Raw genomic sequence first — 25,345 nt, forward strand, 5'->3', positions numbered from 1 at the left:
CTTATGCTATTTCCTGAATGGTTGAATACCGATATACTGAAAATAATCGGGTGGTCTGTTTTTCATTCCATCTGGCAATCAATGGTCCTGCTGATCTTACTTCAGTTGAGCCTCTGGCTCATCCCTAAGCGAAGATCCGGCCTGCGGTACCTCATTAGTATCAGTATGTTGGTGGCAACAGTAACGTGCGCGGCGTTAACTTTTCAATATGAATCTAGATCATTGCACGGCGAAGGCGGGCAGGCTGTTGCAGAAATGGCAGTCCCTGTGAATGCTACTGTTAACCCGGCTCCGGCCCTGACGCCCGCACCTGTTACCAGCAATACATCAGGAACCGGACTTAATTTGTTACAAGCCCTTACCGCTGTCAGCCCCTATTGTGCACTGCTGTGGATGCTTGGGATGCTGTTGTATTTGATCAGGATGGGTTATAACTGGCGTTATCTCCATGGCCTCAGAAAGCTGCCATCTGAAACTTTCCCCCTGGCCGTTGATAAACTGCAGGAGTTAAGCCAAAAGATGGGCATCTACCATCCGTTAAAACTGATCATAACGGATAAGATCAATGAGCCGCTTACGTTTGGGCATATAAAACCCGTCATCATGCTGCCTTTCAGTTATGTGGCACAGGTACCTGTTGACCAGCTTGAAATGATCCTCGCGCATGAACTGGCCCATATCAGGCGTAAAGATTATCTTATAAATATGCTGCAGGCTGCTCTCGATGCGATCTATTTCTTCAACCCGTTCTTCCATGTGATGTCGCGGATCGTCAGAAATGAAAGAGAATACTGCTGTGATGATATGGCGGCAGCCTGTTGCGGGAACAAAGAAACCATGGCAATTGCCTTGACCAATTTAAAAATCTTATCCGCCCATGCCAGGCTCTCCTTATCTGCTGCACCCGAAAAGGGAACCTTTTACAAAAGGATCTACCGGTTGGTGAATCCGAGGCAGCGGTTTAGAATATCTATGCCTTTATCAACGCTGATCTTACTTTCTTCGTTCCTGATCTTTTTAACCAAATGCGTAAGCGAGTTGAATAATGACCTGCTCCCGCAACCAAAAGATTCCGTTGAGCAAATTTATGCCGACAACCAGGCCAATCATAAAATTGAGGTTTTCAATTATAAAAAAGCCAATCGAAAGCATGAACTGTTCCTGGTGTCAACCACCAACGGCGATCCCCTGTATGCCTACATTGATGGCGACACTGTTTCAAAAATGGAATTGGATACCATCTACAAAACCATACGGCAATCAAGGACTATCTCCATGGAAGAATTGAGCAAGATCCCTCCTACCCCCAGGCAGATCAGAAGCCGGAGAACTGACCAACTGAATGATGAAGTGGATAGTATCGCTGCGCTTATCAGAACCCTTGAAACGGCATCATCCAACAGGAAGGATGAGGCAGCGGTGAAAAAGCAACTGGATGACATGAGAAAAGCGCTTTCAGCAAGAACAGACGAAATCAAAGCCCTGGCGATGGAAGACTACAAAGAAGATGTAAAGAATATTCCCGTAGATGTTCAAATGCATGAGCTGTTAACCAGGATTATAACCACCAGGAAATACAGCGAAGAAGACAGGGTTAAACTGAATCAACTCCTGAATATGAGAAAGTGACGGCCAAATCAAATTATAACGGCGGTATACTGCCTTCCAATCCAGCAAAATGAAAATCATTAAAACCTACTGGGATGATCCTGACGGGCCAGACAGGCGCCCCTATTATCTCACCATCAGGCGCGAACCTTTATACCTGTTTGGTCTCAGTTCTTTATTATTATTAAAACATCACACGGTTGAACTCTATACAGATGCAGCAGGCGCCCGGATCATAGACAGCCTTTCGATCCCGTTCGCGAAGATCAATGTTGTGGACAAACTCTCTGCCTCGTACAAATCCGTTAATGACCTGCATGTTTTGTCGTTACAGGCGCAACCTGCCGTTCTGGTGGATGATACGCTACTGACGATGGGTAAGATCGATCTCAGCTGTAAACCGGGCGCCCTGAAGATCCTGGGCATTGATCTGAACTCCATAAAACTGGTAAAAGCCCTGATCAAAACAATGCGCATTAACACCACTATTCCCCTCCTGGATGATACGCTGTGGCAGAACAAAATGGCTTACATAGACACCGCATTGATCGGTATCGAAAATAATGCCCTTATAAAAGATTACTTAACGGAGGTGCAACAGTTCATACACAATTATGCAGCCGGGCTCTCAAAGATCGACAATGCCGTCATAGAAGATTTTTTCAAACGCTATTGGCTGTATTCCTATTGCACCGCCAAAGGCGCTGAATTTGACAGTTATTTTAAGGACCCGATGGAAGTAATACAAAGAACAATAGATCAATTCGGGTTCTCCACTAAAAATGTCACCCAGGATCTGTTGAAAGTAAGAGATCATTATTTTTCCGACCCTGTTTTTTCCCTTCACCTCCTCCGTTATTTTCGACTTCATTTTCCAGACACATTCCAGGCGATCCGGCTTTTGGAAAAGCGGCTGCATAACAACAATGGCAAAACAGCTTCCTATCCACGCACCAGGCAGCTCTACCAGCGAATGTATCCTGAAACGGTTACGCCGGCGGGGAACGGTAAAACCGGCAATGTGTTGTCTTTGCAGAACATCAAGGCCAGCATGAGCAAAAGGCCGGCTGACGACCGTATGAAACTATTGAAGGATGTATATCATTTTGAGAAGAATGTAAGTAAGGTTCATAAACATTATTTGGCGCAAAGCGATGCTGTACGTAAACAACAGAACACCGCATTTGAAAAGATCCTGCAATACTGGGATGCACCGGAAGAAGTGTTTAACAGGCTGAAAATAGCCGTGAACCCGTTCTTTTACTTCACAGAGACCGACTGGAAATGGAACACCCGCTGGGTAGAAGGCGTTGCTGTTGAAAAAGTAGCGGCATTGAAGGTGATCTATAACAGCAGTGTTGATCCTGCTTATTTTATCGCAGGCTTTATCCCTGACCAGGAACGGGATACGGCATTTGAATTTAACATTGATAAGATATCGGCTGAGATCATTGATCATTTTTCGAAAGAAAGTACGATCAGTGATTTTACTGATCACTTACTATCCCATAAAGCAGCTATACCCGCCGCGGATGAGCACATCGCGCTGAAACAGCTGTACCATTACCGGATAAAAGATCTCTTACTTATAAATATCCTGCAAATAAATGCCTAACCAAGAAACTCAGCCAGGTTTGATCTCTGTAGTGATTCCCTGCTTTAATCAAGGTAAATTCATTGACGATGCAGTTGAAAGCGTTTACCAGCAAACTTATACCAACTATGAAATTGTTATAGTGGACGCGGGGTCTGATGATCCGTTCACCAAAGAAAAACTGCGTAATTATAAGGCGCCGTTTACCCAGGTAGTGACTTCAGCGCAACAGATCTTTCCGTCCCGGGCAAGAAACCTGGCTTTCTCACATACAAAAGGGGAATTCATTCTAACGCTGGATGCAGATGATATCCTGGAGAAGACCTTTATGGAGAAAACAATGGCCGGAATGGCCACAAACCCGGAAGCAGGTGCTGTTTCCGGGAAAGTGATGTATTTTGGTTATGAGGAAGGTTTTCTGGACTACAGAGGGGGGCAGCTCGAAGACATCCTGCGTAATATGGGCAGTCACCTTTGCGCCCTCATCCGCCGAACCGCCTGGGAAGAGATAAATGGCTTCGATGAAACGGTGAATGATGGATTTGAAGATTGGGAGTTCTGGATGCGGATGACAAAAGAACACTGGTCGATCGTGATCGTGCCTGAAATATTGTTCTATTACAGGCAAAAAGATTCATCCAGGGTTACGGAGGTCTTCAAAAATCAAACGCAGCTGATAGAACAATTAAAGGAAAAGCATAAGGAGGTCTATGCCCATCCATTCAATTACTTAAAGGCACATTTAAAAAAGACAAAAACGCAGGACTAGCTTTCCTGTAGGCGATCTGGTCTAAGATGCTTATTCCGTTCTTAAATTCTTCACCGGGCTGGTGACCGCTGCCCGTACAGCATTAAAGCTTATCGTTACCAGTACAATAGCCATGGAAATGGCTGCGCCGGCAATAAAGATCCACCAGCTGATATCGATGCGGTAAGCATAGTTCTGCAGCCATTTGTTCGTAAAGTACCAGGCAACCGGAGAAGCAATTATAAATGCGATCCCAATCAGTAAGATAAATTCTTTGATGAACATGTAAACAATGCTGCTCACGGATGCACCAAGTACTTTCCGGATACCTACTTCTTTCAGTCTTTGAACAGCCATAAATGATACCAGACCATATAATCCGAGGCACCCAAGGAAAATGGCAATGATGGCAAGTATCTTATAGATCTGTGTCTGCTGCATCTCCCGTTTATAAAAATTTTCGATAACGGCATCCAGGAACTCATATTCAAAAATGAAATCGGGAAAAGTATTATCCCACAGCGCCTGAATTTGATGCAATGCAGTCTGGGCCTGGGATACAGATGTCAGTTTTATAGCGGCCGTATTATAAGACCGTTTGTGAGGCACAATAAATACAGGTGAATACCCGTCTTTAAACCCCGTTGTATGAAAGTTCTTGAGGACCCCGACAATGGGCCCTTTTATAAAATCTTCGCCAAGTGTCAATTCCTTATTCAAAGCATCTGCAGGGTTCTTTATGCCTAACTGCTGAACCAGCTTTTCACTTACGAGAAATTCGCGGGCGGTATCCGATGTAAAATTGCGGCCGGCGACCAGTTGCAGGTCATATAATGGAACATACGAACGGTCGGCATATTTTGATATTGACCATAAGATGTCTCCTTTATTGCCCTTATCCAGATGAAAATCACCCCAGTTATTGTCCTGGGCTGCTGGCGGATTGGAACTAAAGCTGATCTCTTTTATGCCAGGTATTGCTGCCAGCCTTGTGCGTATATAATCAATTTTACTATTGCTTGCACTGTCGCTGGGAAGCGGAACATTTATAACGGCTTCTTTATCGAAGCCCATAGAGCCGTTCCGGAAATAATCCATCTGTCTTACCATGATCAATATCGCAATGATCAGGCCCTGCGCAATAACAAACTGAAATACCACAAGCGCCCGGCGTAACGTTATGCCCTTGCTGCTTTTCGCCAGCAGTTTGCTTTTTAGCGCAGTAACAGGATTGAACCTCGATACGATCTCCGATGGGTAAAACCCTGCGAGCAGCGTAACCAGTATGGTCACGGCAATTAATACCACGCTTGTTAAGGGTTCCAGAAAAACGGTCAAAGAAAGCGGAATATCCAGCAGTTTTCCAATAGGCCCTACCGCTAACAGCGTTATAATAGTTGCCAGCAGCACTGCAACCAATGCGATGATAAAGGTTTCAAGCAGGAATTGCATTCTTATTTGCCATGCATTGCTGCCAAAAACCTTACGCATGCCGATTTCCCTCGCCCGGTTTACGGCCTGTGCCGTAGACAGATTTATAAAATTAACGCAGGCAATGACGAGGATAAATGCTGCTATTATCCATAGAGCCCTGATCAGGCTGACGGAAATGGTCCGGCCCAGGTAATTGGTGATCCGGCTATCATTCTCATCCAGATGAACCTTGCTGACAGGTTGCAACACAAATTCATTCCTGTTGTCGCCCTGTTGGTATTTTTTAGCGAATGCCCTTAGCTGTCTGGTAAATGAGGCTTCCGTTTCGTTGGGTGGCAATAGCACATAACAGTTATGCCTGTCAGATGAAGTACCCCAGTCAGCCGATCTTGTAAAACCCAGTAAAGTATATGGCGTAATGATCTTGTATTGAAAATCCGTGTTGGCAGGCGGGTCTTCCAGCACCCCGGTGATCTTTAGTACCACATAACCATTCATGTTAACGGTGCGACCCATCGCGTGCTGCCAGTTACCGAAATATTTTTCTGCCGTAGAACGCGAAAGAACGGCAGAAAGGGGGTCTTTCAAAGATGAATTCGGATCGCCCGCCAGCCACTTGAAATCAAAAATTTGAAAGAATTCCGGCTCTACATCATAGGTACCTGATTTTTCTTTGAATTTTTTAACGGTTTGCCCGCTTTCATTCAGAACAAAAACACTGTTATTACTCGTTGCATAGATCCCGGAAACGGCTTCCAGCTGGGGGAAATCATACCTTATAGTGGCAGGTAATGGTTGGGGTATCGCTGCGCTCAGCCAGGTATTTTCCTTGTGATATTCCGTTAGAACACGATAAATGCGGTCTTTTTTTGAATGGAAACTGTCGAAGCTGGTTTCAAAATGGATGAATATATAGATGAGCAGGAAGATGGCAACACCGGCCGCTAAACCCGCAATATTGAGCAAAGTATAATTGAAGTTGCGATATAAATTACGGATGGCTGTTTTAAAGAAGTTTCTGAGCATAACAGGATAGATTTAGATTTAAAGACAGCATTTGTCCTGGCTGGTTTTGATATCAATAAGCACGGCTGTATAAAAGTCCCACCACAGATCAATTGCCTGATTGAATTTCGGCGATCCATCCGGCGGCAGGGAATGCCGGTCAATATGCCAGGGCTTCACAGGCCCCCAGTAATGAATTACAGCTATGTTTGTCTCAAGGGTCTGGTCGGTATACGAAAAATCGTAACCGAACTGCGCACAATAAATATCGAGGTAATTGGCCGGTACGTTGAATTTATGATCCAGGTGCAACGCTTTATTTTCGGGCCAATCTTTATAAAAGGATTGCAGGAATCCCTGGTCGGTCCTGTCCTTGGAAGGCAGGTACCGGGTAGCTTCAAACATCTCGTTAAATAATTGCAGGGAGGGTTCTACGACCATAAAGCCACCGTTCAGGTCCGTCCAGTTATTCTCTGGTATCAATCCGCCTGCAATTACCGAAGACATGTGGGGCGCTTTGAAAAGCGGCTCCAGATTGGAGCAGATAATAAGGTCAGCATCCAGGAAAATGATCTTTTGGTACTCGGCCAGTGCATAGACCCGCAGTTTGGTATAATGGTTGAATGTATCGCGATCGTTTTCCCCGATATGCGGATTCTTAATTTCGGGCGCCAGCTGCACTTTGCAACCCAGCGCTTCAAGCATGCCCTTTGATGTATCAGACAGCGTGTTTGTCGTTAATACCACGAAATCATGCTTTTTATTGAAAAACCGTAACGATTTATACAAGGCAAGTACGCCAGGCAGGTAATCGTCGGTTGTCATAAATGTAACAAATGCACGGCTCATAATAATTAATGGTGTCTTTGAAAGATCAGGCAAATACGGCTGCCAGGTTTTTTTCTAAAAGAGGGATGTCGATTTCGAAATCTCCAAAAAAATAATCGTCGTCTTCAGTGATTGGTTCACACACCTGGTGAAAGTAACGGAAGCCAAGCGCTGCAGCCTGGTACCAAAAAACAAAACTGGGACGATCCAGGGTATTGGTCTTCACTTTATGAAATTCAAGAATAGTAGATCCTTCTTTCATAAACAGCATATTCGTTAAGCCTGAGCCATGAATGGAAACCAGGTACCGTGCATTGGCATAAATGCTTACCTGTTCAAGGAATGAATAGTCTTCATTATAAACGATGGTAAAATCGTACCGGCTTAGGACTTTCTCAACGTCCGCTTCATTGACCACTTTTTTCCTGGCCGCTTTTTTCCGGCTTAAATAGATTCGCTCACCCAGCTGGATATTTATTTTCTTTACCTGCAGAACGTAGTTCAAATAAAACTTTCTGATCTCAATCAATTTGTCAACATGGTATGAATCACATACCGGCTTGATCTGTGGCAGGCAAAGATTTCTTACAAAAACACTTTTACCCTGGGGGATATAATATCTTTTCTTTATTTCAAATGGTTCCAGTGAGCCGGTAATAAAATCACTTTGCTCGTAATAGTCAGGCAATAACAGGATCATCGCATCTTTCTTTTCCCTTACCAGCCACAATCGCAAAATACATTCGCAGATCCAGTGATAATAATTATACCAGGGGTGATGGATCAACAAATACGTGTGCTCATTATCCAGGTCGATCCATTTGTCGGGATCTTCGCTTGCACCATAATAATAGAAGGCAGCTTCCTGCGAACAGATCGCCTGCTGTTCCGGATAGTCATGGCAGCATTCTTTGATCAAACCGTTTTTGTTAATGGCCAGACCGGAGTGAGTTATAAAAACATTCTTTAATCTTTTAACGTAAAGGGGTGATACTTCATACCTCGTATAGGGCTCAAAAAGGGAAAGTGTTCCTGTTTCAATATTAACCGGCAGTGGCACTCGTACTTGCATTGACATAGATAAGGAATATTCGGTAAAGCAAAGTCCAAAATCGTATAACAATATTTTATTATTGTTAGACACATTTTTTGGAGCTATTAATTTAATTAAATTTTATTTCAGTTTGTAAATATTTTTTGTTTAACTTAAATAAAAGTTTGTGTTATCCTGTAAGTATAAGTGAAGCGGATACATGAATGAACTTAAACCTTTATCTTATTTATGAACTCTCCTGTTAACCTGTTAACCGAACCACGCCTACATGATGAATTACAGCAACGTACAGAGGAGTGTTTCCGGCACATTCACGCACTAATAGATCGGCAGCGGGCCCTGGAAGATTCGCTTTTTACAGGGAATTTAGGTCTCGTAGTTTATCACTATTGTATTTCATTGCTCAAAGATCAGTATATCCACAACCGCGCATTCGCGTTAGAGCTTATTGAGCAACTCGTTAACGATCTTTCCACGCCGGGATCTACGCTTAATTCCTATCAATATTCAGGCGGTCTTGCAGGCCTGGGCGCTGTTTTACAATTTTTAGTTGATGAAAAAGCGATTGATGCCGATATGGATGATGATTTCCAGGTAATTGATGAATCAATTTTTGAGCATGCGCTGGACCAGATCAATAAAGGGTATGTAGAGTATATGCATGGCGGCGCAGGTGCGCTTTTGTATTTTAATATGCGCAACCCTAATGAAATTATCACCCATTATAAAGAGCAGCTTGTAACCGCTATCCTCAACCAGGTCAAAGAGGATCCGTTAGGCATAAGAATACCCAGAGGGCAATACGTATGGACCAAAAACGATGATTACGACCTCAGCCTGTCGCATGGGTTATGCGGTGTCATGCTGATATTGCTGTCGGTGCTTGAAAAAGGAGGCATTAAAAATGCGGGGCAGATCAACAGTTATTTACAGGCTGCAACCACGTTCATGGTCAACCTGAAACGGGAGATAAAGAACGAAACAGGTAATTACAGTTTTTTTCCCAGCTACCTGCCGGTTAAATCCACTATCGACGAGATCAACCGGTTGGCGCATTGGCCCGACTCAAGGCTTGCATGGTGTTACGGGGATCTGGGCTGGGTGATTTACTTTTACCGGTTTGGTGAATACACCAATAATGAAGAGTTGCTGAAACTGGCAGAAGCTACCGGAATTGCTACCACGTACAGAAAAACTTTGGAAGAAACCTATTCTTCAACCTCCCATTTTTGCCATGGCCACTCAGGACTGGCGGCAGTATATAAACATTTATATATGATCAGCAGAAGGCCGGAATACAAAGCTGCCTGCGACTATTGGCTGCATAATACCATCTGTGCACTGAACGATGAACTGCCAACCGGATTCTACAAACCGAAAAATCTGGAGACCTCGTTGCTCGAAGGACTCGCCGGCGTAAACCTGGTATTATCGTCCTTTCTGACCGACAGGGATCTGAAATGGCAAAAGTTCATGCTGCTCAGTTAAATTAACTCCAGGCCTGATCATACTAACGATTTATCACCTGCTTATGTGTGGATTTGCCGGCTTCTATCTTTACAAACATCTCGATGTAGATAAAACATCTGTTTTACGGTCAATGGGCAACCAGATCGCACATCGTGGCCCTGACGACGAACAGCTGTGTATGCAGGGGAACCTGGGCATTATATTTAAAAGATTGTCAATTGTAGATCCCGAAGGCGGCAGGCAACCCCTGCAAAACGAAGACGGTACGATCAAAATTATAGTGAATGGCGAGATCTATAATTACAGGGAACTGATGGATGATTTGAAACAACCGCACCGGTTTTATACCCGGTCCGATTGTGAGGTGCTGATACACCTGTATGAAGAAAGAGGTATCGACTTTTTACAGGCTGTAAACGGCATGTTTGCGCTTGCCCTCTGGGATCAAAACAAGGGGATCCTGCTGTTAGCCCGCGACAGGCTGGGTATAAAACCGCTGTATTATTCAAACTCCGGCAGCCGGCTGCTCTTTGGTTCAGAAATTAAAGCACTGCTGCCTTTTCCGGATTGTCCCCGGGAGTTTAACTGGTATGAAGCTTTAAATACACACAAAAAACGATTTGTTGATGATAACTACGAAGTTGAGACCTGTTTTAAAGGGATCAGGCAGTTAAATGGCGGACAGTACCTGCTTGTACGGGAAAATGAAAATGAAATAACGGTAAGAAATTACTGGCAGCTGCTTGCATGTGCAGATCAAAACAGGCATTATGAAGATAAAGCGCCAGATCAGTTGATCCGCGAATACTATGAATTGCTCAATGATTCGGTACGGCTCATGCTGCTTGGGGACGTTGATATAGGACTTTTTTTAAGCGGGGGTATCGATTCCTCGGCCATTGCCGCACTGGCGGCAAAAACGCAAAAAATAAAAACCTTCAGTGTATTGAACCCCGACACGCTCGAAAGTGAGGACGCTGTATATGGCAACAGGGTGGCTAACGAACTGGGACTGGTCAATTACCAGGTGAACATAACTTACAACAGCTATTATCACGATGCCGCTTTCTGGAAGAAGCTGGTTTGGCAGTGCGAAACCTATGAATGCGGTACCGAACAGCTTTTCAAATATGAATTATACAGCTACATACGATCGGCTTTCCCGGAGCTGAGAATTGTTTTACTTGGCCAGGGAAGCGATGAGTTCAATGGAGGCTATGTTCACAAATATGTAAATGAAGCCAGCCCCGGAAAACACAACAAATGGGTTGAATTTGAACAAACCTTACACCATATTGAGCAAGGCAGCTGGCTCTCGGGTATAAACCAGGGTATCAGCTCCTATCACCGGTTTATGAACCGCGATTATCTGGCAGCATTAAAGAACAGCGCCGTAAGAACTTCCCCATGGTATGGTTATCTGAATATGCATGCCAAAAACCTGCAGTTGTACCAGTTGCTGCACGAAGACCGCACCGCTATGGCGAACAGCATCGAGAACCGGGTTCCGTTCCTCGATCACCGGCTTGTAGAATTTATGCTGCAGGTGCCGCAAAAGTATTTTCCACGTTTGTTCTGGAACAAGAATATTTTGCGGGAAGCCATGAAGCATGATCTAAGCGCTGCATTTTGCCATCGGCCTAAAGTGCCATTTATTTTCGACAATAAAAACAACTACTCCAGGAAGGTGATCCTGGATATTATCACAGCTAATGATCATGAACTGATCGATTATGCATTGGGCGATAGTCATGCAAAACACGATGTGTTGAACAGAAAAGAAATTGACCGGTTGATCAACCAGGTTAAAACCGATACCAACCATAAAGGCATCGATGAGCTGAGATTCCTGGTGAATATGGGCATTCTATCCCGGAAAGTACAGGAAAATGACTTTGATAAAATTACAACGCGGGAAAAGATCCAGCTGGATCGTACGGCTTTTTGTAATCAGGTAAAACAGGAGCAATCGGCATTTGACAGCCTGGTGAAAAAGCATGCAGCCAAAACGCATAAAAATAAAAAAGAGCAGGATCTGCTGGTAGCCGGAAACGTTACCATGCTAACCGATCTGCAGGGTCAATGGTATGTTTTCCTGGACGGAGACCTTGTTGAGATCATCGAGGAAGCAACAGATGCAGCGCGAAGCTGGATCAGGGTGCTGCAACATGCATTGCAGCATTCGCATAATATTACAGAATCGCTTGCAGCATTGAATACCCCGCAGCACGAAGTGTCGGCGGCACTGTTAAAGTCGCTGGAGGCAAAAGTGATTTACCAACCGAAAAAGAAAAAACAGCCGGTCGCATAAAAAAAGCAGCATGCATGAAGTAACAGGCAATACTAAAATTGAATTCAGCTTACTGGATTTCGGCTTACGGGACCCATCCATGAACAGTTTGCGGATCATTGAAGATGTGCTCGATTATGCACAAACAGCCGAACAGATGGGTTTCAAACGGATCTGGCTGGCAGAACATCATATCTCAGACGCTACCGCAGCCTGGTATAATCCCCTGCCTGTTTTGCCCCTGATCGCCGGAATGACCAAAAAAATAAAAACAGGCATTGCCGGTACCCAGCTGAACATCCATAATCCATATCACATAGCCCTCAACTATAAATTGCTGGCCAATTTATTTCCGGACCGCATCGACCTGGGAATTGCCAGTGGAACACCGCCGGAAAATGTGAGCAGTTTCTTTACAACGGAGCAGCGCTCCTTTCACGATAAAAGAGCCCAGCTTGTTCACCTGCTGGCCAACGAAGACAAACTGGTGAATGAAGAAGAATTGATCATTCCGCCTTTTAAAGGCAGCATTCCTTCGGTATGGTTCCTTGGTTCGTCTTACAGCAACCTGGATGATGTGATCAAACACAAGGCAAATTTTTCACGATCATTGTTTCATGGAAGCGACCTCAACTTTAACCGGGAACAACTGGAAGTTTTCAAAACAAATTATTTTATCCAGCATAAGCAACATGCTGAATTAACGCTTGCCTTTGCCGGCTGTTGCCATCATACCGATACAAAGGCCAACCAGATCGCTGCAAGCGCCAATTATCTCGGCATAAGGACAATCAATATTATTGGTTCTATACAAAAGTTTAAAGACATGATCTACATGTACCAGGAGCATTACGGCTACAATGAATTTACCTTTCTGAATATTGCCCGTAATCCCAAAGACAGGAAAACCGCGCTCTCGTTAATTCACAAAGCATTCAACCTGTAATACGCCGTATAAATAAACCTTATTAATTGATCTTATATCCAGCTGCCGTTTATGGAAAAATATACTATAGCCGATTTTTGTTTCATGCGCACTCCGGCCTACCCGGTCGATCTGTTATATCAACTTTACCAGAAGAAAGATCAGCGCCAGGAATCCATCAGTGCAGAATTAAAAAAGATCTATGCTGATCCGTCCATTCAGACCGCCTTGCATGGCAGCAGCTCCCGGGCATTTTATGCTGAGTTCAGGAAATGGATGGAAGGAACAAAATCGGCCAAAGAGAACGAAAAGATCGAAGACACCCTGATCAGGTACCTGGCGCGGATGACCACCCGGTGTGTGCCATTTGGCATGTTCTCTGGTTTTTCCGTTGCAGACATCGGAAATGAAACGAACTTCCAGCTGGTTGGCGCCGGTAAAAATACGACGCACCTGCGGTTAGACATGGAATACATACAGGACATCGTATACACTTTATGTGCCGACGAAAAAATAAAACGGTCTGTCAGCTATTACCGCAATTCCTCCATCTACCGCGTAAACGACAAGTTCAAATACGTTGAATATTCAACAGACACCTATTTAAGAAAATATAATTATGCTGCTGTTGCTTACGAAGAATACCTGGATGGAATACTGCAGGCAGCCGCGAAAGGATGCAGTTATTCGAAGCTTATAGAAGTATTAAAGGACTACGATGATGAAATAAGCGACGAGGATGCTGCGGAATATGTGAATCAGTTAATCGCTGCCCAGCTCCTGGTCAGTGAGCTGGAACCGAATATTACGGGTAAGGACAATCTTACGCAGATCATTGAGATCCTCAACCGCTGTGAAGGCAATGAAGAATATACAACGATCCTCGAAGAAATTCAGTCGTATTTGAAAACAAAGAGATATGACATTGAAAGAACAGAGCACACCCGCGATCTGGCAGAAAAAATAGTAGGCGCCAAACCTTACTGGAGCATTTTACAAACAGACATGGAGATGTTAACCCGGCAAAATAAAATAAGCCGGCGGGTGTTGGAAACAATTGCCGCACAAATGCAACAACTGGAAATTTTCGCCTATGGGATCGACCGCCCCGCACTTAGAACGTTCAAACAGGAGTTTCTGGCAAGATATGATACACAGGAAATTCCGCTTGTGGAAGCAATTGACCCGGATATTGGCATTGGTTACGGCAACTTAGGTGTCAACACAGAAAATCCGCTCCTGAAGGATATTGCTTTTGGTAACGACGACAAAGGCGAGCCGGTTAGGATAACCTATGATGCGCTTACCGATTATGTTACGGAAAAATATATCGAGTGCATTCAAAACGGATCGCAAAAACTCATCATCAGCGACGAGGATCTTAAACAGCTTAAAGAAAAAGGGATCGACAGAAAACTGCCCGACAACTTTTTCATGCATGGCTCGCTGGTAGCCGCCTCACCCGATGAACTGGACAATGGCAATTTCCTTTTTCATTTGAAGAACCTGTCAGGGCCGCCTTCGTGCCTTACCCTTGGCCGGTTCTGTTATACATCCGAATACCTCACAGAAAAAGTGAAAGACTGCATTGCAAAAGAAGAAGCGCTCAACAAAGAAGCCATCTATGCCGAAATCGTTCATTTAACCAATGCGCGGGTTGGTAACGTGACTATAAGACCGCATCTGAGGGCGTATGAAATCCCCTATTTAGGTAAATCAGGCCTGAACGTTGAATACCAGATCCCTGTTACTGATCTGATGGTTTCAGTCAGGAATAACAGCATCAGATTGCGGTCAAAAAGACTGAACAGGGAAATTATTCCAAGGCTCACCAATGCGCATGTCTTTGCCGAATCATATCTGCCCGTTTATAAATTTTTGGGAGAGTGCCAGCGCGATCGTGGCAGCGACTGGTTGTCATGGCACTGGCAGTATTTAAAAAATCAGCGTTTTTTACCCCGGGTTCAATATAAAAATATAGTGTTAAAAACAGCCAAGTGGTTAATTACCAGAAAAGAGCTTCCCGCTGCACCCGATGAAATACTGAATAACGATCCGGTAAACTGTTTAAGGCAGTTGGCAGAACAGCTTTCTATTCCAAGGTTTGTATCTTTTTTTGAGGAGCTCGATAAGGAGTTCATATTCGACCTGCATTGTGAGATCAGCTGCCGGTACATCTTAAAGGAACTGAACAGGAATGGCAGCATCCTGCTGGAAGAATACCTGCAGCCCCGGGATCATTGCTGGATCAGCGACACCAACAACCAGCGGTATGCCAATGAAATAATGCTGCCTGTAAATAAGATCACGACTGAAGAAACAAGGACGGTTGATCTCCCGCCTGTGTTGCCGGCAAAAATTGAACGAAAATTTTCGATAGGCAGTGAATGGCTTTATTTCAAACTGTACACCAGCAGGATAAATGCAGAAAATATGCTGATGCAGCATGTGTACGATCTCATCAGGCATTTGCAGCAGGAAGACAGCATCGTATCATGGCATTTCCTGCGTTATGGTGATCCGGAATATCATCTACGGCTGCGTTTTCATTCAAATGATAATGCCGGTTATTTAAAAATAATGGAAGGCTTTACCCACGCGATGCGTTCTTTGCAGGACCAGCAAATTCTTTATAAGATCCAGATCGACACCTATGACCGGGAAGTGGAAAGGTATGGCCCCCATACCATGGAAGAATCGGAACAGCTGTTTTGTATAGACAGCGCAGCCTGCCTTGAATTTATCAGATTAGGGGAAGAGTATGATGAATACAATGAACGCTGGCTTTGGGCCCTTAAAGCAATTGACATGCTCTTACATTCATTTGGCTACGCCTTACATGACAAACAGCGTTTATTAGCTGAGATGGAGCAGTATGAATTAAAAAGGTCAAATGGCAACAAATCCACCATCAAACAGGCGAATGCGAAATATAAACTGTTCGAGAAAGAAATAAAGAACCTGCTTGCTAAAAATTGTAATTACGGTCAGCTAACAGAGTATTTGCAGGCAGGAATGCCGGCGCTTGACGAGCGGTATGAGAAACTGCAAAAGATTGCCCCGGTGATCATGGGTAAGGTGAGTACTTACGGGGAAGTACAGCTGGATAGTTTAACGGCAAGCTATATACACATGTTCATCAACCGGCTTTTCGTATCGAACCCCAATAAATGCGAGTTCGTCATTTACACGCTTCTGAACAGGTATTACCTCACCGCTATAAGATCAAAGGCAGAAAAGGTATAGAACCGGTTACATCCGCTTTCCCCGGAAAATATAGTTTAGATAGCTCATGGTATCTATGGTGAAGCCTGCAGTGCATTTGATGCTGTCAACTGTATTCAATAACGGATCAGCCAGTAACTGTTCATTCACGGCATGCGGGAATTTCACAGTGATCTGATAGGTGTTATTTAAGAAACCCGGGCCTATAAAGTCGATCTTACCTTCAAGTCTGCCGTTGATCGTTGAACGGCCATTAATCGTAATTGTCGCTTTCTGACCTACCTGCAGCCTGTTGAATTTATCGGAAGCAACAACCAGCTTTACGATATGTTCGTTCGGCCGGGGCAAAATAAACCCTAGTACCTGGTCCTTGTTTACAAAGGAATTTACGCTAAAGTTATTCGACAGGTAGATATTCCCTGGCACAGGTGCTGTAAGCATGATCTTCGACCGGTTGCCTAATGTTTCCAAAAGCATCAGGCTGGTGCCCTTGTCAACAACACCTGCCCTGGCGCTATCGTACACCGTTGCAAGCAATGCATTTTCTGTTGCTATGATGGGTACCGGTTTACGGTCATACTCCAGATTGGCCTGCAGGCTGGCGGAAACAGGGTATTTTATCAGGGACAAAGTAATTCCCAGGGTAAGCAGGATCAGGAAAATAACAGAGATCCCCCACCGCACTATCCAACGGGGTTTGTTGCCAATAATATCCCTGGTCAAAAAATTGTAATTGGAATGCTGTTCAGGCATAACGTTCAAAAATCTTTGTTATCAATCTTTGATCTCATTTACGGGCTTTCGCCAGATAACGGGTAAATTTTCTTCTATTTCAATATTATCATATACCGTAGAAGATCTTGCTCCCTTTAATTTCGCCCAGGCCGCCATTTTCTTTATACCTTCTTCTATGTGTGTATGTGTTACCTCTCCAAAATAGTTCCGGGCTTTTGTATGATCGCAGAAAGCATGCAGCACCTCTTTCCTCGCCTCATAATATTTTATCGATGCAACGACGCCAAACGCATCCGCGATCAGGCGGGCGATGTAGTTTACAGAGTAGGCATTGTCGCCGCCAATATTGATTATCTCGTTATAAGCTTCCCTCACATGTACGCTTCGGGCGATCACCGGTGCTACATCACTGATATAACTGAACGCTCTCGTTTGCTCGCCATCCCCAAAAATGGTCAGCTCCCTGCCGTTCATGATTTCATTCATAAAAATGCCGATGACGTTCCGGTACCTGTCTCCAATGTTCTGGTTCTCGCCATACACATTATGTGGTCTGAAAATAATATAGTTGAGTCCAAAGAGCCGGCGTGCGGCCATCAGGTCCAGTTCAACCGAATATTTGGCAATTCCATACGGGTCCTCAGGTTCGGGAACCATATTTTCTGTCATGGGTAACTGGCCGGCGCCATACACAGCAATTGAGGAAGTAAAAACAAAACAATCCACCTTATGTAATACGGCCAGATTTATGAGGTTTACCGACCCTATGAGATTGTTGTCGTAGTTAAATCTGCGGATAAAATGGGAAAGTCCTTCAGCAGCATAAGCTGCCAGATGATAAACAAAATTGATCGTGTACGTTTCAAATATCTGTTTCAGAAGCTCGTTATCGTATACCGACCCTTTTATAAATAACACGCCGGGGGGTAAATTATCTTCAAACCCACCACTAAGGTCATCAATAACAATTACTTTATGTCCTAATTCAAGGCAGGACCTTGCAACGTGCGACCCGATGAAACCGGCCCCGCCTGTTACCAGGGAAGTGATCATAAGCGACAAGGTTTAATGGTTATGTTTGCGTTTGACATATTGGTTCTTTAAGATAGCGATTTTTTCGCTGATAACTTAACCAAAACCAATGCATTAAACAAAATATCAATCTGTGATGACCAATGAGGTGTTACAAATAAAAACGCAGCCTAGAAAGGCTGCGTTAAATTGATTGAAAAATTAAACCCTTAAACCCATGCGCACGATTGTTCAGCGCATGCGTAAAGGTAATAGCCACGTCCCATTCGGTACTTATGCATCAATTAAAACGAAATTAAAATACACTTCATGCAACGGTCTGTTACAGGAATGCATCAGCCGGCGGATATCTGGTCAATGGTCAATAGGCAATGGGCAATGGGCATAAAAAAAGTGTGGCATCCACTTACCGGGGATGCCACACCTGATTACAAATTTCGTGTATGCTTCTTAGTGCTTTCTATCGATGTTATTGTACTTATCGGTGTACCTGGTTACGTTATCCTGGATCTTCTTGATCTCTGCATCGATTGCCTTAATGCCGGCTGCATCTTTTTTAGCTTCGGCCTGGCGTTTCTTTTGTTCCAGCTGATTTACTTTTTCTTCGTTGATGATGATCAGCAGGTCAAGGGCATTCTTCAGGTGCTCTTTGTCTTCCATTTTCAATTTGCCCTGGCTATCGAGCAGCTCGTCTACCTTCATTAAATAAGGCAGGGCCTGATCGAACTTCTTGCTGGTTTCAGCACGCAGTTCCTCTTTTTTCTTCAACTGATCAGCTGATAATTTAACACCGCCGCTTGGACGAATATTCTTGTTCTCATTGTTGATCTCAACACCCTGGTTGTAATAGATCTGGCCTAATACCATATTGGCATTCGCAAAATCAGGTTTTTTCTCCAGGGTCTTGGTCATTACTTCAATGGCTTTATTGATCAGCTCTTTTGAATTAGCCGGACGTTTGCTGGCATCAGGATCATAACCTGTTTGATATAATTCTACACCGTAGTTGAACAGGAAGAGGTAGTTGTCGGGATTTTCCTGGATAACTGCTTCATATTTTTTAAACAGGTCTTCCTTATTTCCTTTTTCACGCGCCATATCGAGCTCAAAACCTGTCCAGAACTGATCGGCAGGATATACTTCCTTACCCAGTGCAGAGAATTTGGAAGCGTTGGCCACATCGTCTTTTCTGCGGTAGTAATCAGCCAGCCATTTGTAAATCTCTACAAAGCCCTCGCCTTTTGCTTTGGCTTCGGCGATCTTTCCATAATAAACAGCGGCATCATCGGGCTTTTGCGCCTTTTCAGCTGAAATACCAGCATACAAAGTAGTGGTAGTATCGAGCTTGATGGGAATAATGCCTTTTTCAGACATCAGGTCAAATACTTCGAGCGACTTTTTGAAATTCACGAATGCATCGTTGAAGTTGCTGGCATTGTAAAAAGACGCTGCGTCCTTTGAATACCCGGTGTACAGCTCGATCAGCGGAGCATTGTTATCCAGGGTCAATTGAATATTCCTTTTAGCGGCATCTTTTACGCCTGATTCGAGCGACAGATACTGTTTCATGGCTTCAAAGGCAATACCGCGGGCATCGGGAACCGTTGATTTCTGGGTAGAATCAGCGGCTATTGCGCCATATACTTTTGCCTTCGTATACCAGGCCTCTGAATTGGTTTTGTTCTTTTCAACGGCCAGTACATTATCAATCTCTGTTTTTGCTTCGGCAAGTTTTTTCCTGCTCAGCAGGTCCTTCGCCTTTTCGAGTTTCTGGGCCTGTGACAAGAACGCAAATACAGCAAGCATTGCTGTCAGAAACAACTTTTTCATGTGTAATTTTTGATTTTTATTGGCCATCCCGAAAGCTTTCGGGACATGCAATGGAATTCGCCGTAAAAAACTTCAAAGCGGTTGAAAATCTTTACGGCTCGTTCCATCTGTGTGTTTTATTAATTAGTGCTTTAGTGCTCCTAATTACTCATTACCGGGGCTCTCATCGGTTCCGGATGAAGCATCTTCGTTCGAAGATGCAGCACCACCTTCATTATCATCAGATGCAAACTCATTGCCATTGGTTGCCTGTGCAACTGTATTTGTATCTGTTGTCAGTGCCTCGGTTTCGCCATTTTCGCCGCTCACTTCCTCTTCGCTATCGTCGAGTTTGGTAATGGCGGCGATCTCGTCGCCATCATCCAGGCGGATCAATTTTACACCTTGCGTATTGCGGCCCAGTTCACTGATCCCTTCGGCCGGCATCCGGATGGTCATACCGCTCTTACAGGTGATCATCAGGTCTTCTTTCTCTGCCACATCGAGCATACCCACCAGCGAACCGGTCTTTTCGGTAACGTTGAGGGTCTTAACCCCTTTACCGCCCCGGTTGGTGATGGGGTACTCTTCTAACTGCGTTCTTTTTCCGTACCCTTTTTCACTCACAACCAATACGCTACGAGTGTTATCTTCCTTGCTGACACATATCATGCCAATAACTGCATCATTTTCATCATCTACGTCAATTCCTGACACGCCAATGGCGCCACGGCCGGTTGCGCGTACCTTTTCTTCGGGGAAACGGATCGCGCGGCCGCTTTTTACAGCCATCATGATCTCGCTGTTGCCGGTGGTTAACCTGGCTACCAGCAGTTCATCGCCTTCCACGATGGTAATGGCATTCACCCCGGTTTTGCGCGGGTTGCTGAATTCTTCCAGCGCCGTTTTTTTGATGATACCTTTTTTGGTGCACAGCACGATGTTGTGGCCTTTTACAAATTCTTCATCTTCGAGGTCTTTGATATCGATGATGGCCCTGATCTTATCGTCGGAAGGCAATTGTATCAGGTTCTGAATGGCACGGCCTTTGGCTGTTTTATCGCCTTCGGGTATTTCGTATACATTCAGCTTGTAGCAGCGTCCTTTTTCGGTAAAGAACAACATGGCGCTGTGGGTTGAGGCCACGAACAGATGCTCGATAAAATCCTCTTCCCGGGCGCGGCCGCCTTTGGCGCCACGGCCACCGCGGCGCTGGGCGCGGTATTCGGTAGCGGAAGTACGTTTTATATAACCGAGGTGTGTGATGGTAATCACCACATCCTCTTCCTTGATCAGGTCTTTTATGCGAACCTCATTATCGAGGTAAGTGATCTCTGTTTTGCGGGCATCGCCGAATTTTTCCTTGACCTCGTTCAGTTCGGTCTTAATGACATCGTACCGCATACCTTCATTGCTTAACAGTTCGCGCAAATGGGCGATCAGGCGTTGCAGCTCTTCAAATTCTTCCCGGATCTTTTCGCGTTCCATGCCGGTTAACCGTTGCAAACGCAGATCGAGGATAGCTCTTGCCTGCACTTCATCCAATCCCCAGCCGGCGTTGATCAGGCTTTCGCGGGCAATTTCCGGCGTGGCCGATGCCCTGATCATGGCGATCACTTCATCGAGGTGATCCAGGGCAATGAGATAACCCTGTAAGATGTGGGCTTTCTTTTCCGCTTCCCGTAATTCAAACTGCGTACGGCGAACAACCACTTCATGCCTGAACTCCACAAACTCACTGATCATTTCTTTTATGTTCAGTGTTTTGGGACGGCCTTTCGACAGGGCTACGTTGTTGATACCGTATGAAGTCTGCAGTTCGGTAAACTTGTACAGCTGGTTGATCACCACATTGGCGATAGCATCGCGTTTGAGGTCGATCACAATGCGGGTACCTTCCTTCTGGTTCGATTCATTGTTCACATGTGCAATGCCTTCGATCACTTTCTCATTTACGAGCTGACCGATCTTATCGCACAGCGCATCCCGGTTCACCTGGTAGGGCACCTCGGTTACAATGATGGTCTCCCGACCGCTGGGTTTGGTATCTACATGCAATTTACCCCGCAGCACTACCCTGCCTCTTCCAAAATGCATGGCGGCCCGCACGCCTTCCATACCGTAGATGATACCACCGGTAGGGAAATCGGGCGCCTTGATATATTGCATCAATTCTTCAATGCCGATCTCGCGGTTGTCGATATAGGCAATACAGCCGTCTATTACTTCACTGAGGTTGTGCGGCATCATGTTGGTAGCCATACCAACCGCAATACCGCTTGAACCATTTACCAGCAGGTTGGGAATACGGGCGGGCAGAATAGACGGTTCTTTTTCTGAATCGTCGAAGTTCGGCTGAAAGTCGACCGTATCCTTGTCGATATCCTGCAGCATGTATTCCGACAGTCTTTCAAGCCTGGCTTCCGTATAACGCATGGCCGCAGGGCCATCGCCGTCCTGGTTACCGAAGTTACCCTGGCCGTCTACAAGGGTGTATCGCATGCTCCACTCCTGGGCCATACGCACCATGGCGTCGTACACCGATGAGTCGCCATGCGGGTGATACTTACCCAACACCTCACCTACAACACGGGCAGATTTCTTGTACGCTCTGTTATAGTTCAAACCCAGTTCGTTCATGGCGTACAAAATGCGCCGGTGAACCGGTTTCAAACCATCGCGTACATCCGGCAAGGCACGGCTTACGATCACTGACATAGAGTAATCGATATAAGCCGTCTTCATTTGCTCTTCGATATTTACAGGGATTATACGATTCTGATCGTTTGTTTCCTGTGGTGTGAAGTTTTCTTCCATACTTGTTTACAGAAATGATTTACATCCGTTTATTGGTCGTTGGATGGGGTGCAAAAATACCCTATTTAAGCGTGAAAACCCGGTAATTAAAGGGGTTTTTTAGCCCTAAATTTTATCAACAAATGTTAAAAAATAGCGGGTTGAAAAGCAGTTCGCAGTTCACAGTTCACAGTTTACAGTTGGCAGTTGCCAGTTAAAAACTCAAGAACCCATCTATCAGCTTTCATCATGCGTTTTTTGAAGCTACGGGATAACTGAAAACCGCATAAAAATGGCATTACCATGCCTTATAACCAATCGTTATATATCCTGTTCTTCCTTGTTGCAGAAAGGTTTTAAAACGTGTTACTGGTATTTGCTTATGGGTATCGGGTACTGAGCGAGTTATGGTGGAAAACTACTTGCTATTTTAACGTCTCTTTTTATATCGAGTATTTGGTACAATAACTATCAACTGTTAACTTGCAGCTAAGCTTAATTCACCCCCCGGTATCCTTTTTGAATTCCGTGTAACCTTCTGAGCCCGCGACCCACTGAATATCTATTTCGGTTTACGAAGTAGCTAACTACAGCTACCTGCTTGCATAATTTTTACTGAGTTGTAATGTTATGAACACATACCTACTTTTACGCGATAACAAGCAAACAGGGCCCTACACCGCAGAAGAGCTGGCGGCCAAAGGTCTTAAGCCTTATGACCTCGTTTGGTTGGAAGGAAGAAGTGCAGCATGGCGTTATCCCAGCGAGATTGAAGAGCTGAAATCATTTGCTCCGGGGGTGGAAGAACAGCCATACGATCGATTTTATAAAAAACAGGGTGAAGCGACCGCATCAACGGTGACCGAACAACATCAGGCAACTGCTAACAATGTTCAGCAAGAGCAGCAGCCGGTAAACAAGGGCAAACACATTTACGTAACCATGCCCGGTGGTAAAACAGCGGTTCCTGTTGCCAAAAAAGAAGAAGCTGCCAAACCGGTTGCCCGGCAAAACGATAAAAACGCCTATGCAGCCACTCAAAAAAATACCGAAAACAAAGCAGCCACATACCTGATCTCTGAGGAAGATGATGAACTGAACAGCAGTTTGCTGAAGGGATATAACTCCAGGAAAAAGGAGGACGATGAGATCAATAACGGATTCCTGTCGGATTATGAAGCGCGGAAAGCCGCTTTTTCCGGAAAGAGACCGGGCAGTTCAACGATAAAACAAACAGCCGAAAAACCGGTTGAGAGACCTGCCGCCGCCAGATCGAAGACCAGTTGGTCAACGACGGCTAAAAAAGATCAATTCGATTGGAAAGCATTGGTGGCTGGTTCGGGTAAATACCTGCAGGATAATAAGAATGTGACCCGTACACTGGTAGCAGCGGTATTGATCCTGGCCGGGGTAGTCATTGGCCTGGTTATCAATGCCGGCCGTGAGCATCCGGATGCCAAAGCATTGGAGAGCCTGGTGAAAGAGATCAGGGAACAGCAAAATGAAAAGGTCAGCACAGCTGCTCCTGATAAAGAAAAAGAAAAGGTGGCTAAGAAACGCACTGAACAGCGGGAAGAAGAACGGCCTGCCGCCACCGACAATGCCAATAACGATGTGGCAGAACCGGCGCCACCGCCTGCTGCATCCGTTACCAGTAACCCGCCTGCCCAATCAAACATGCGGCAGGCAGTTATTAAAAAAGACAATAATATAGTTCCGCCACCACAGCAAAACAGATCCATTGTAGTTCCGGTTTCCAATTCCACTCCCCAGTCAGAAACGGTAACGACCGTGGAAACGAGGGAAAAAACCAATAACCAGGAAGCAATTGAAAAAGCGCGCAGGAACATCTATGAACAGGTGCGCGCAGAAGCCAGCGCCTTCAAGGTAGGTTTACTTGGTGGTATTTCAGATCTGGATATAACCGTTTTTAACAGTAGCCCTTATACGCTTGACCAGGTAGCGGTTGAGGTGAAGTATTACGGTATGGAAAAGAAACTCGTAAAAACGCAAACCATCATCTTCAATAATGTTCCTGCCGGTAAAAGAAGAACGCTGGAAGTACCCAGTACCAAACGGGGCATAAGCATTGACTATTCTATTACCAGCATCAACTCAAAAGCGCTCGGTTTGGCTGCTGCGGGTTTCTGAGGAATATTCTACAGTTGCGATCTTCGTTTTCCACATTTATTGCGTCTGGCATAGTTTTTAGACCTTATAAGCATCTGGCACAGTTTTTTTAAAGGTTATGTGCTCTCGATAATTGATCACATAACTGGGGACTTAAAAACCTTTGCTATATGGATAGAACTGTTGCCACCTTAATAGGAGTTGTAAGTGTGGTTATAGGATTTCATGCGACACGAGCGATGCACGAATCCAAAATAACCGGAAAAGTAACTTCACCCCGGGACTCCGTTTGGGTGTTTGCAGTAAATGGTAAGGATTCTTTAAAGACGATGGTGAACAATGGCCAGTTCCGGTTCAAAGTTAAACCGGGCGCGTGGAAAGTGACAGTCGGAAAGGGTCATGCGAGTGATGAAGCAGGCAAGATGGTAGAAGTTGTAGAAGGCAGCACACTCGATATGGGAACGATCATTCTGAATTAAACATATTAAATAAGGGACGGTTCAAAACCAAAAGAGCTGGTGTTTATCACCGGCTTTTTTTATGCCCCTCCTTGTGAACCGACAATCGTCAATCGACAATCGACAATGGGCCTCTTAAACCGGCCATTGCTTTAGCTGTCATTCCTTTTTGCCTTTTTAAGTATCTTTATTTAATATAATTCT

The 25,345-nt window shown here is 44.8% G+C and carries 16 protein-coding genes; 9 read left to right on the forward strand and 7 right to left on the reverse strand.

Annotated features, from left to right (window positions below; translation table 11 throughout):
• The first annotated feature begins 3 nt into the window (after positions 1–3).
• Genes JUB15_RS12285 through JUB15_RS12295 form a run of 3 tightly spaced genes read left to right on the forward strand, consistent with a single transcriptional unit; the run spans position 4 to position 3,971 of the window.
• Complete coding sequence (locus JUB15_RS12285) at positions 4–1,629, forward strand: M56 family metallopeptidase (RefSeq protein ID WP_207512782.1); 1,626 nt, start codon at positions 4–6, stop codon at positions 1,627–1,629.
• Between the two features lie 49 nt (positions 1,630–1,678).
• Complete coding sequence (locus JUB15_RS12290) at positions 1,679–3,223, forward strand: DUF6734 family protein (protein WP_207512783.1); 1,545 nt, start codon at positions 1,679–1,681, stop codon at positions 3,221–3,223.
• Positions 3,216–3,971, forward strand: a complete 756-nt coding sequence (locus tag JUB15_RS12295; protein WP_207512784.1) for a glycosyltransferase family 2 protein — start codon at positions 3,216–3,218, stop codon at positions 3,969–3,971. Before JUB15_RS12290 ends, JUB15_RS12295 begins: the two co-directional genes overlap by 8 nt.
• A gap of 30 nt (positions 3,972–4,001) precedes the next feature.
• Here JUB15_RS12295 and JUB15_RS12300 read toward each other — a convergent pair whose 3' ends face one another.
• From JUB15_RS12300 to JUB15_RS12310, 3 genes are read right to left on the reverse strand one after another with little or no spacing between them, the layout of a single operon-like run.
• Entirely contained in the window at positions 4,002–6,410 is a 2,409-nt protein-coding gene (locus JUB15_RS12300; RefSeq protein WP_207512785.1) for an ABC transporter permease, read from the reverse strand.
• A gap of 18 nt (positions 6,411–6,428) precedes the next feature.
• Complete coding sequence (locus JUB15_RS12305; RefSeq protein WP_207512786.1) at positions 6,429–7,238, reverse strand: glycosyltransferase; 810 nt, start codon at positions 7,236–7,238, stop codon at positions 6,429–6,431.
• 25 nt (positions 7,239–7,263) lie between these two features.
• Positions 7,264–8,289: a glycosyltransferase family 61 protein gene (locus JUB15_RS12310; protein WP_207512787.1), complete on the reverse strand. Its 1,026-nt coding sequence runs from the start codon at positions 8,287–8,289 to the stop codon at positions 7,264–7,266.
• Positions 8,290–8,499: 210 nt separating this feature from the next.
• Here JUB15_RS12310 and JUB15_RS12315 point away from each other — a divergent pair, with 210 nt between their 5' ends.
• The 4 genes from JUB15_RS12315 to JUB15_RS12330 are packed head-to-tail and all read left to right on the forward strand — an operon-like array spanning position 8,500 to position 16,202.
• Complete coding sequence (locus JUB15_RS12315; RefSeq protein WP_207512788.1) at positions 8,500–9,759, forward strand: lanthionine synthetase LanC family protein; 1,260 nt, start codon at positions 8,500–8,502, stop codon at positions 9,757–9,759.
• Between the two features lie 43 nt (positions 9,760–9,802).
• Positions 9,803–12,052 (forward strand): asparagine synthase (glutamine-hydrolyzing), encoded by a 2,250-nt coding sequence (gene asnB, locus JUB15_RS12320; protein WP_207512789.1) that lies wholly within the window; start codon positions 9,803–9,805, stop codon positions 12,050–12,052.
• Positions 12,053–12,062: 10 nt separating this feature from the next.
• Positions 12,063–12,977 (forward strand): LLM class flavin-dependent oxidoreductase, encoded by a 915-nt coding sequence (locus JUB15_RS12325; RefSeq protein ID WP_207512790.1) that lies wholly within the window; start codon positions 12,063–12,065, stop codon positions 12,975–12,977.
• A gap of 51 nt (positions 12,978–13,028) precedes the next feature.
• On the forward strand, positions 13,029–16,202 hold the full coding sequence (locus JUB15_RS12330; RefSeq protein ID WP_207512791.1) for a lantibiotic dehydratase: 3,174 nt from the start codon (positions 13,029–13,031) through the stop codon (positions 16,200–16,202).
• Between the two features lie 6 nt (positions 16,203–16,208).
• On the opposite strand, the gene JUB15_RS12335 is transcribed toward JUB15_RS12330, so the two are convergent.
• From JUB15_RS12335 to gyrA, 4 genes are all read right to left on the reverse strand, one after another.
• On the reverse strand, positions 16,209–16,934 hold the full coding sequence (locus JUB15_RS12335) for an HlyD family secretion protein (RefSeq protein ID WP_207512792.1): 726 nt from the start codon (positions 16,932–16,934) through the stop codon (positions 16,209–16,211).
• 21 nt (positions 16,935–16,955) lie between these two features.
• Positions 16,956–17,969, reverse strand: coding sequence for an NAD-dependent epimerase/dehydratase family protein (locus tag JUB15_RS12340; RefSeq protein ID WP_207512793.1), 1,014 nt, complete (start codon positions 17,967–17,969; stop codon positions 16,956–16,958).
• 429 nt (positions 17,970–18,398) lie between these two features.
• On the reverse strand, positions 18,399–19,778 hold the full coding sequence (locus tag JUB15_RS12345; protein ID WP_207512794.1) for a hypothetical protein: 1,380 nt from the start codon (positions 19,776–19,778) through the stop codon (positions 18,399–18,401).
• Between the two features lie 144 nt (positions 19,779–19,922).
• Positions 19,923–22,574, reverse strand: a complete 2,652-nt coding sequence (gene gyrA / locus JUB15_RS12350; protein ID WP_207512795.1) for a DNA gyrase subunit A — start codon at positions 22,572–22,574, stop codon at positions 19,923–19,925.
• 609 nt (positions 22,575–23,183) lie between these two features.
• On the opposite strand from gyrA, the gene JUB15_RS12355 reads away from it, so the two are divergent.
• Together JUB15_RS12355 and JUB15_RS12360 are read left to right on the forward strand one after the other, a co-directional pair.
• On the forward strand, positions 23,184–24,704 hold the full coding sequence (locus JUB15_RS12355) for a DUF4339 domain-containing protein (RefSeq protein ID WP_207512796.1): 1,521 nt from the start codon (positions 23,184–23,186) through the stop codon (positions 24,702–24,704).
• A gap of 149 nt (positions 24,705–24,853) precedes the next feature.
• Positions 24,854–25,162 (forward strand): hypothetical protein, encoded by a 309-nt coding sequence (locus JUB15_RS12360; RefSeq protein ID WP_207512797.1) that lies wholly within the window; start codon positions 24,854–24,856, stop codon positions 25,160–25,162.
• Positions 25,163–25,345: the final 183 nt, after the last annotated feature.

Origin of the sequence: Longitalea luteola, assembly GCF_017356035.1 — a bacterium.
Lineage (GTDB): Bacteria > Bacteroidota > Bacteroidia > Chitinophagales > Chitinophagaceae > Niastella > Niastella luteola.

Excerpts from the sequence above, each read along its gene's own strand:
- asnB (WP_207512789.1), top strand. The coding sequence starts at position 9,803 with ATGTGTGGATTTGCCGGCTTCTATCTTTACAAACATCTCGATGTAGAT.
- JUB15_RS12285 (WP_207512782.1), top strand. The coding sequence starts at position 4 with ATGCTATTTCCTGAATGGTTGAATACCGATATACTGAAAATAATCGGG.
- JUB15_RS12295 (WP_207512784.1), top strand. The coding sequence starts at position 3,216 with ATGCCTAACCAAGAAACTCAGCCAGGTTTGATCTCTGTAGTGATTCCC.
- gyrA (WP_207512795.1), bottom strand. The coding sequence starts at position 22,574 with ATGGAAGAAAACTTCACACCACAGGAAACAAACGATCAGAATCGTATA.
- JUB15_RS12340 (WP_207512793.1), bottom strand. The coding sequence starts at position 17,969 with ATGATCACTTCCCTGGTAACAGGCGGGGCCGGTTTCATCGGGTCGCAC.
- JUB15_RS12305 (WP_207512786.1), bottom strand. The coding sequence starts at position 7,238 with ATGAGCCGTGCATTTGTTACATTTATGACAACCGACGATTACCTGCCT.
- JUB15_RS12290 (WP_207512783.1), top strand. The coding sequence starts at position 1,679 with ATGAAAATCATTAAAACCTACTGGGATGATCCTGACGGGCCAGACAGG.
- JUB15_RS12355 (WP_207512796.1), top strand. The coding sequence starts at position 23,184 with ATGAACACATACCTACTTTTACGCGATAACAAGCAAACAGGGCCCTAC.
- JUB15_RS12330 (WP_207512791.1), top strand. The coding sequence starts at position 13,029 with ATGGAAAAATATACTATAGCCGATTTTTGTTTCATGCGCACTCCGGCC.
- JUB15_RS12310 (WP_207512787.1), bottom strand. The coding sequence starts at position 8,289 with ATGCAAGTACGAGTGCCACTGCCGGTTAATATTGAAACAGGAACACTT.
- JUB15_RS12315 (WP_207512788.1), top strand. The coding sequence starts at position 8,500 with ATGAACTCTCCTGTTAACCTGTTAACCGAACCACGCCTACATGATGAA.
- JUB15_RS12300 (WP_207512785.1), bottom strand. The coding sequence starts at position 6,410 with ATGCTCAGAAACTTCTTTAAAACAGCCATCCGTAATTTATATCGCAAC.
- JUB15_RS12345 (WP_207512794.1), bottom strand. The coding sequence starts at position 19,778 with ATGAAAAAGTTGTTTCTGACAGCAATGCTTGCTGTATTTGCGTTCTTG.
- JUB15_RS12360 (WP_207512797.1), top strand. The coding sequence starts at position 24,854 with ATGGATAGAACTGTTGCCACCTTAATAGGAGTTGTAAGTGTGGTTATA.
- JUB15_RS12325 (WP_207512790.1), top strand. The coding sequence starts at position 12,063 with ATGCATGAAGTAACAGGCAATACTAAAATTGAATTCAGCTTACTGGAT.
- JUB15_RS12335 (WP_207512792.1), bottom strand. The coding sequence starts at position 16,934 with ATGCCTGAACAGCATTCCAATTACAATTTTTTGACCAGGGATATTATT.